Annotated in this window: 2 protein-coding genes; both read left to right on the plus strand. The window is 55.8% G+C overall.

The annotated features are described in order from the left end of the window. The first annotated feature begins 609 nt into the window (after positions 1-609). A complete protein-coding gene (locus DBO31_RS08275; protein WP_159897817.1) occupies positions 610-2,778 on the plus strand; it encodes an ASKHA domain-containing protein in 2,169 nt (722 codons plus the stop codon). A 17-nt stretch (positions 2,779-2,795) separates the two neighbouring features. Then, positions 2,796-3,785 (plus strand): homocysteine S-methyltransferase family protein (locus DBO31_RS08280; protein ID WP_234995446.1); only part of this gene is annotated, 990 nt, incomplete at its 3' end.

Raw genomic sequence — 3,785 nt, forward strand, 5'->3', positions numbered from 1 at the left:
ACAGACCGATACGTCACAGACGAAACCGGAAGAATCATCGGATGTATCATCAAAAGAAAACGATGAAACGTCTCACCGGCCGTCTACATAATATTGATACCTATCTAACCCTATATCACAGGAAAAGCCTGACTGACTGCCTTCTCCTTCGGCAGACCGGGCTTTTCTGCTTGAAAAATAAAGGATATACTTGATGGAAATGTAATGATTTTTAATATATATTGTCTCATATGTAAACAATTTAATAAAAACAATTGACATATTTTATATATGGTGATATTATATGGCTATGAGTTGATCCTCATGAATGATATATCCGGGGCAATGAAGCCTTCTCTTCCTGATGGGAACGAGAAGGCTTTTTTAATAGCACCGAGGGGAAAACTCATGATACCCGCGCTGAAAGGGTCTTGCAGCCCAAGGCATGACGCTTTCAGTTTCATATACCTTTATCTCCCATATCCCAATGGAAAGGCCGTACAGACGACTCCTGCCTGTACGGCTTTTTCCTGTATGGTTTTAGAAATCTCTTGTGTAAGAGTCGTATTCAGTATATGATAGAGAGAACATATCCTATAGAATGTGATACTAATGAAAGGGAGCAGGACCATGAGCGATATCCGCATTATTACAGGGCATACGACCCGGTTCAACCCGGACCAGACATTGCGTCTCCTGGGATGCCGGTCAGGCAGTGATGCCTGGGACCGGACAAAAAAAGATGTAATGGAACGAATACCGGTCCTGCGCCGCATCATCCGTCCCAAAGGGGCCTTTGCCATGAAAGAGGATGAGGGTAAAACCTGGATATATGCCATGATGACGCTGGGAGGAGCCATTACGGCGTATACCGGCCGCCTTCGCGAAGAGGGCGATGCCGCAGCGGCTCTTCTTTTAAACACCATGGCAGACAGCAGCCTGTTTTCCTTTGAAGAAGAACTGCAGCAGGCTCTCCGGTCTTTTTGCCGGGAAAAAGGGTGTGGCATCTCCCGGCGGTATGAAATCGGGACGGACCTGCCACTCCCGTGGCAGCAGCGTGCCTATGACTGCCTGGCTGCCCGGCGTACGCTGGGACTGACCATGACGCCGGACTATATGGTCGTTCCGGAAAAGTCGCTGAGTCTTGTTTTTTCCGTGAGCCCGGACCCTGAAGAATTCCATGCCGGCCATGACTGCCGGCAGTGCGCCCACAGGGACTGCCGGCTCCGGCAACAGCCGTACGGAACAGAAACCGTTGTTTCTGCCAGTCCGGCCTTTCAGGAATACACCTGTCCTGCCGGACAGAATCTGGCCGTTTCCCTGCGTGGGCAGGGAGAGCTTCCTGCCCTGTGCGGTGGCAAGGGCACGTGCGGGCGCTGTGGTATCCAGCTCGTCGAAGGGGATCTTCCCGTCACGCCGGCCGACCGGAATTTTTATTCCGGAGAAGAGCTGAAAGACGGCTGGCGCCTGGCTTGTCAGGCCGTTCCTGCCGCACCGGTCCGGGTGCGGCTGCCCGTACATCGGGAAGGACAGATGACCGGCCTCCATCAGGAGAAGGCGGCCGCTGCCGTCCGGACCAGCGGAGACTATGGCCTGGCCGTTGACCTCGGTTCGACGACCATAGCCTCATCACTCGTATCCCTTTCCGATGGGACTGTACTGGATTCGGCAAGCGCCGTTAACCGCCAGCGCACTTTTGGTGCCGACGTTGTCAGCCGCATTGCTGCCGCTTGTGACGGACAGGCTGACGAGTTGCAGAAGCTGGCTATGGACAGCATAGAAGAAGTGCTGCATAAGCTGCTGGCTCCGTATCCCGGAATGAGGCAGCAGCTGCGGCGCATGACCCTGGCCGGGAATACGACCATGGAGCATCTCCTCATGGGATGGTCCTGTAAGGGGCTGGGAAGCTGGCCGTTCCAGCCCGTATCGCTAGGAGGAGTCACCCTGCCGGCAGCGGAACTATTTGGCAGGGTACTTCCCGATTCCTGTATGCTTACCATACTTCCCGGCTTTAGTACCTATGTGGGGGCCGATATTGCCTCGGGGCTCATTGCCTGTTCTATGGACCAGAGCGATACGAACAGCCTGTTCCTCGATTTGGGGACCAACGGGGAAATGGCACTGGGAAATGGCGATGGCATTTTTGTCGCTTCCACGGCAGCCGGGCCGGCCCTTGAAGGCGGACAGCTGCGCTGTGGCATGAGCAGCGTTCCCGGAGCTGTCTGCAGTGTGACATGGAATGAATCCGGACCGGTAGTCCGTACGATCGGCGATATTTCCCCCCGTGGACTGTGTGGTACCGGCGTGATAGAAGCCATGGCAGGCATGGTAGAGCATGGAATCGTGGACCGGCACGGGACGCTCCGGGAGCCGTGGTTTACAGAGGGATTTCCTCTGGCTCAGGGAGCAGACGGCACGCCTGTCGTGCTGACCCAGCGTGATATCCGCCAGATACAGATGGCAAAAAGCGCTATCCGGGCCGGTATATCCGTCCTTCTTAAGACAGCCGGCCTGCGCGAAGACGATGTGAAGACAATCTGGCTGGCCGGCGGATTCGGCTATTATCTTAAGCCGGAATCAGCCGCCTCTATGGGACTCATCCCGCCGTCGTGGGCAGCCAGGACCCGTGCTGCCGGCAATACGTCTCTGCTGGGGGCCGTACAGGCCCTGACCGATGGCAGAGCCGTAGAACGGATGACATCGTTCATTCAGAAGGGAAGGGAAGTCGTCCTGGGAAATACGGCGGATTTCCAATCATTATACATACAGCATATGGATTTTACCGATGGAACGATATGATAGATATGGGGAGATAGATGATGACACGAGATGAATTCAGACAGTTATTGGAACAAGGTGCTTTTATCCTTGACGGTGCCACTGGTACCAACCTGCAGAAAGCCGGCATGCCCGTCGGCGTCTGCCCGGAACTATGGATTATGGAACATCCGCAGGCCATACAGGACCTGCAGCGCCAGTTCGTAGAGGCCGGTTCCCGCCTGGTCTATGCGCCGACTTTTACGGGCAACCGCATCAAGCTGGCCGAATACGGCCTGGAAGACCGGCTGATAGAAATTAATACCCGGCTGGTGCAGCTATCCAAAGAAGCCGTAGGGGACAAGGCCCTGGTCGCCGGCGACATGACCATGACCGGCCAGCAGCTCTATCCCATGGGAACGCTGACTTTTGAAGAATTGGTTGACGTATATAAAGAACAGGCCCGCGCCTTATATGAAGCGGGCTGTGATGTATTCATCGTCGAAACGATGATGAGCCTGCAGGAAACGCGGGCTGCCGTACTGGCTATCCGTGAAGTATGTGACCTTCCTGTCATGGCAACTCTCACCTTTGAAGCAGACGGCCGGACGCTCTATGGGACGCCGCCGGAAGCGGCCGTCGTCGTCCTGCAGGAACTGGGCGTCGATGCTATTGGCACCAATTGTTCCACCGGCCCGCTGGATATGGTGGAACGGATCCGGGCCATGTACCGCTACGCGACGGTGCCGCTCATAGCCAAGCCCAATGCGGGCCTTCCGGAAATCGTCGATGGGAAAACGGTCTATCAGACGACGCCGGAAGAATTTGCCCGTGATGCCCGCCTGCTCGTCGAAGCCGGCGCCCGCATCATCGGTGGCTGCTGTGGCACGACGGTGGATCATATCCGGGCCCTCCATGATGCCGTCCGGGATATGCGGCCCCAGCCTGTATCGGCAGTGAAAAAGCGCGCCCTGGCATCCGAACGGAGCGTCGTGGAAATCACCCTGGACGGCCCGTTCCAGGTCATTGGTGAACGCATCAATCCGACG

The organism is Megasphaera sp. DJF_B143 (assembly GCF_900320625.1).
GTDB classification, from domain to species: domain Bacteria; phylum Bacillota; class Negativicutes; order Veillonellales; family Megasphaeraceae; genus Megasphaera; species Megasphaera hexanoica.

Coding starts and splice junctions, on each gene's coding strand:
- DBO31_RS08275 (WP_159897817.1), top strand. CDS start 610: ATGAGCGATATCCGCATTATTACAGGGCATACGACCCGGTTCAACCCG.